The 4,797-nt window shown below is 76.2% G+C and carries 3 protein-coding genes and 1 pseudogene; 2 read left to right on the top strand and 2 right to left on the bottom strand.

Features of this window, described 5'->3' with window-relative positions:
* Positions 1 to 1,958 (bottom strand): annotated as a pseudogene (locus ADY01_RS32835) (hypothetical protein); the annotation flags it as partial.
* Positions 1,959 to 2,038: 80 nt separating this feature from the next.
* Between ADY01_RS32835 and ADY01_RS32830 the strand changes: the two are divergent.
* Positions 2,039 to 2,683, top strand: coding sequence for a TetR/AcrR family transcriptional regulator (locus tag ADY01_RS32830; RefSeq protein ID WP_049580395.1), 645 nt, complete (start codon positions 2,039 to 2,041; stop codon positions 2,681 to 2,683).
* 147 nt (positions 2,684 to 2,830) lie between these two features.
* Complete coding sequence (locus ADY01_RS32825) at positions 2,831 to 3,253, top strand: ATP-binding protein (protein ID WP_049580394.1); 423 nt, start codon at positions 2,831 to 2,833, stop codon at positions 3,251 to 3,253.
* A 57-nt stretch (positions 3,254 to 3,310) separates the two neighbouring features.
* On the opposite strand, the gene ADY01_RS32820 is transcribed toward ADY01_RS32825, so the two are convergent.
* Positions 3,311 to 4,797, bottom strand: a 1,487-nt coding sequence (locus tag ADY01_RS32820; protein ID WP_049580393.1) for a 3-hydroxyacyl-CoA dehydrogenase family protein, incomplete at its 5' end; no start/stop codon positions are given.

Raw genomic sequence — 4,797 nt, 5'->3', positions numbered from 1 at the left:
GGGCCGGCCGGGGGCAGCCAGGGGGCTCCCTCGGCGCGGAAACGGCCCTGGGGCGGGGTCTCGCCGAGCACCCGGTCGAGCAGGTCGGTGCGGCGGCGGGCCAGGACGCGGAAGACCGGCGGCAGAACGGCCGTCGAGGGGTCGAGGGCGAGGAGCCGCGACACGCGCGCGTCCCGCGTGGCGGGGTCGGCCAGCCAGAGCCCGACGGCGGTGGCCGCGGTGGCGGTGTCGCCGAACTGGACGGCCTGCCAGAGGAGTTCCTGAAGCTCGGGCATGCCGGTGGCGCGGCGGCCCGCGGCGCGGGCCAGTGCGAACGTCAGGCCGTGGTCGTCCCGTTCCGCGCCGGCCTCCAGCCAGGGCCGCAGCGCCTCGAGGACCTGGTGCTCCTGGCCGCGGCGGAGCGTGCGGTCGAGCCGGCCGAGGTCGGCGTCGCCGGTGTGCCCCGAGATGCGGACCAGGGTGCGCAGGGACCAGCCGAGCAGGGCGCGCCGGTCGGTGACGGCGTGTTCGCGCAGCACCGAGACGGCGAGGCGGCTGAGCGCGGCGCGGGCGCGGGGCGAGGAGTCGCGGGCGGCGATGGCCTCGGCGGCGAGGCGGTCGAGTTCGTCGGCGGCCTCGTCGGTGAACAGCGCCGGGTGGACGGCGGCCAGGGCGTCGAGCGCGGCGGAGCGGACCGGGTCCTGCTCGTTGCGCAGCTCCTCCGTGGTCTCCAGCAGGTCCGTGACGGCCTCGGGGTCGCCGGACGCGGCGGCGTTGCGGATCAGCAGCGTCCAGCCCTCGGCCCGTTCCTCCGCCGTGGCGCGGCGGGTGGCCGCCAGCAGGGCGGGGGCGGCCTCGGCGACCGGGAGGTGGACGAGCGCGGCAAGCGGCGCGGAGCCGTCGGGCCGCCGCGCCCGGATCCGGTCGGCGAGCCGCCTGGCCTCCTCGTGCCGCGTGGCGCGCGGCAGTTGGGCGAGCACCGGCTCGGTGACCTGGTGGCCGCCCGGGTCGCCCTTGGGGCCGCCGCCGGTGGCGGCGGCGTAGCGGGCGGCGCGGCGGCCGGGGGGCAGGGCGTGGAGGAGCGCGGCCAGGCGGTCGGGGCGTGAAAGGGCCCAGGCGCGGGCCAGTTCGGCGAGCTCGGGCGGGTCCTGGGCGACCAGGCGGCGCAGCGCGGTCCCGGAGAGGGCCACCGGGCCGGGGCGGGTGAGGTGGCCGCCGTCCAGGAGCAGGCGGAGCGTGCGGCCGGGGTCGACGGCGAGCAGCCGGGGCAGGGAGGACCAGCGCGACCAGTCGAGGGGGCGCGGGTCGTGGGTCTCGATCAGGGCGAGGACCCGTCGCGGCCTCGGCTCCGCGGCCACGGCGACGGCGCGGTGGTGGCGGAGCCACCAGGCGCCGCGGGAGCCGGCCGGCAGCCCGGCCAGCAGGCGTTCGGCCACGTCGAGCACCGGGTCGGGGTGGCGCCGCGCGAGGAGGCGCCAGGCCGTGACCGCGTGGAACAGCTCGGGCAGCAGCCGTTCCACCGTCCCGGGGCCGCAGCCGGGCAGCAGGAGCGCGGCCTCGGCGTCGCCCCAGCGCTCCCGGTGGCCGTCGACCAGCTGCTCGGCGAGGCGGGTGCGGCCCTGGTCGACGACGGCGCGCAGCAGGCGGCGGCGGACGGCCGCGGGGGCGTCCTCCAGGGCGACTTCGAGCGCGTAGTCGCCGACGCCCGCCGCCCCGGCGGCGCGCAGCGCGTGGCCGCGCACCACGGGGTCGGGGTCGGTGAGGCGGCTGGCGAGGTAGCCGGCGTCGCGCCCGACGGCGGCGGCGACGACCGCGAGGCGCCTACCGTGGTCGCCGTGGCGGGACAGGCCCTCGACGAGGTCCCTGAGGTCGCCCCGGTCCCTCGCGAGGGCGGCGCGCGCGGCGAGTTCGGGCATGCGGGCGGGGTGGGAGAGGGGGTCGAGATCGCGGAGCAGTCGGTCGGCGCCTGCGTCGGTCATGGCGTGATTGTGCCGTCCGCCGTGGCGCGGGATGGCGGCAGCCCCGTACCCGGACGGCGGGTTCGCCGTACGATGCCCCCATGGGAGACGATTCGACGCCCCTTGGTCCGCGCGAGCGGAAGAAGCGCCGGACGAACGACGATCTGCTGCGGTGCGGCATCGGTCTGTTCCTGGACCGGGGGATCGAGAGGACCACGGTGGGGGAGATCGTGCGGGAGGCCGAGGTCTCGGAGCGCACCTTCTTCCGGTACTTCGCCTCCAAGGAGGAGCTGTTCCTCCAGCCGCTGCGGGCCGCGGCCCGCCTGCTCGTCGAGGAGGTGGCGCGCCGGCCCGCCGAGGAGGAGCCGCTGCGCGCGCTGCGGGAGGCCGGGCTCGCGTCGTTGCGCGGCCTGGGCCGGGGCGGCGCCGAGCGCTATCTGTCGGCGATGCGCCTGGTCAGCACCGAGCCGGTGGCGATGGCCGCCTGCCAGGGCATATCGACGGAGCAGCAGCGGAGGCTGGCCGTGGTGCTCTCGGAGCGGGAGGGCCTGAGGCCGGGTGATCCGCGGCCGGCGCTGCTGGTGGGGGCGTGCACGGCCGCGGGGATGCAGGCGACGGCGGCCTGGGAGGGGCAGCAGGACGGGTCGATGGAGTCGCTGATGAGGATCACGCTCGACCACCTGGGCATGCTGCGCCCCGCGCTGGCCGGCGACTGGCGTGAGGGCCCGGCGCGAAAAATGATCTGACCCGGCGTCACCCTTCTCACTCGTCCGAGTGATATGAACTCCACATGTGCAGCTGAATTCCTTGCGGACTCCCGGAAATTGGGGGCAGGGTGCCACAGGTAACACAGTGCACTCAGTCCCTGACACCCTGTGGAGTCCGGAGGAATCATGACGCTCACCAGCCAGGACGCCGGCATGCAACGCTTCTCCTCCAGCTGGCTGCTGACGGCGCGGCGGGAGGATCTGGCGCACTTCAGGCGCCTCGGCTCGTTGGCGCTGCGGGAGTGGTCGCAGCCCTCGCGGGTGGTGGAGGTGGTGCTGCACGGCATCACGGAGCTGCTGTCCAACGTGGCGCGGCACGTGGAGGACCCGCGGTGCACGCTGGAACTGACGCTGGTCGGCGGCGCGGTGCAGGTGACCGTCCACGACCGGTCGTCCGCGCTGCCGGTGATCACGCTGCCGGAGTGGACGGCGGAGGAGGGCAGGGGCCTGTGGCTGCTGCGGGAGATGGCCGACGGCCTGGGGTACGCGCTCACGGACGAGGGCAAGCAGGTGTGGGTGCGGGTGGCCACCGCGCCGCCCGACGCCTGAGGTGCCGGGCGGCGGCGCCGTGGGAGGACCCCGGGGCCCGACGGCCCGGCGGGGCCGTCAGGTCGCGTCGGTGAAGGGCTCGTTCCTCTCGGCCTTGGCCAGCAGGAGCGCGGGCGGGGCGAATCGCGCGCCGTAACGGTCCGCGAGCTGCCGGGCGCGGGCCGCGAAGCCCGCGGGGCCGCCGGGGTGGCCGTTGATGTACTGGAGCACGCCGCCGGTCCAGCCGGGGAAGCCGATGCCGAGGAGGGAGCCGACGTTGGCGTCGGCGACCGAGGTCAGCACGCCCTCCTCCAGGAGCCTGACGGATTCGAGGGCCTCGGAGAACAGCAGGCGCTCCCGCATCTCGGCGAACGGGACACCCGCGTCCCGGCCGCCGAAGTGGGTGCGCAGCCCGGGCCAGAGCCCGGTGGGCCGGCCGTCCTCGTAGACGTAGAACCCGGCGCCCTCCGCGCGCCCCTGGCGGCCGAACTCCCGCACCATCCGGTCGAGTACGCCCTCCGCGGGGCGCGGCTCCCAGGGCTCGCCCGCGGCCTCGGCGGCGGCGCGGCCCTCCTCCCAGATCCGGCGGGGCAGGCCGAGCGACATCGCGTCGAGCAGCGCGAGGGCGGGCGTGGGGTATCCGGCCTGGGCGGCGGCCTGTTCCAGCGACACCGGGTCGACGCCCTCGGCGAGCATGTCCAGCGCCTCCTCCAGGAAGCACCCGATGACGCGCGAGGTGAAGAAGCCCCGGGAGTCGCCCACCACGATGGGGGTCTTGCCGAGCAGCCGGACCAGGTCGAACGCCCGCGCGAGCGCCTCGTCGCCGGTGCGTTCGCCCCTGATGATCTCGACCAGCGGGCGCTTCTCGGCGGGCCAGAAGAAGTGCAGTCCGACGAAGTCCCGCTCCCGCTCGACGCCTTCGGCGAGCCGGGTGATGGGCAGGGTGGAGGTGTTGGTGCACAGGAGCGCGTCGGGGGCGACCGCGTCCTGGATCTCCTGGAACACCTTCTGCTTGAGGGCGGTGTCCTCGAAGACCGCCTCGATCACGGTGTCGCAGCCGGCCAGGGCGCGGGCGTCGGCCGCCGGGGTGATCCTGGCCAGCCGCGCGTCCCGCTCCTCGGGGGTGAGGCGGCCCCTGGCCAGCTCCTTGTCGAGGAGGCGCGCGGAGTGGGCCCTGCCGCGCTCCGCGGCCTCCTCGGTCACGTCCTTGAGAACGACGTCGAGCCCGGCGGCGGCGCAGGCGTGGGCGATGCCCGCGCCCATCATCCCGGCGCCGACCACCGCGACCCTGGCGGGCGGTCGCTCGGGCACGCCGCGCGGGCGGGCGGCCCCGGCGTTGACCGCCCTGAGGTCGAAGAAGAACGCCTGGATCATGTTCTTCGACGTCTGGCCGGTGACCAGCTCCGTGAAGTACCGCGCCTCGATGGTGCCCGCCGTGTCGAAGTCGACCTGCGTGCCCTCGACGGCGGCGGCCAGGATGGCGTGCGGGGCGGGGTAGGGCGCGCCCGCGGTCTTCCTGGCGAGCACCGCCGGGAAGCTCGGAAGGATGGCGGCCAGGCGGGGGG

This window comes from Streptomyces sp. SBT349 (genome assembly GCF_001083795.1).
Classification (GTDB): domain Bacteria; phylum Actinomycetota; class Actinomycetes; order Streptomycetales; family Streptomycetaceae; genus Streptomyces.
This window is presented reverse-complemented; position numbering and strand designations above follow the sequence as displayed.

What these genes read in the sequence shown, in the direction of transcription:
- ADY01_RS32830 (WP_049580395.1), top strand. Translation starts at nt 2,039, where the DNA reads ATGGGAGACGATTCGACGCCCCTTGGTCCGCGCGAGCGGAAGAAGCGC.
- ADY01_RS32825 (WP_049580394.1), top strand. Translation starts at nt 2,831, where the DNA reads ATGACGCTCACCAGCCAGGACGCCGGCATGCAACGCTTCTCCTCCAGC.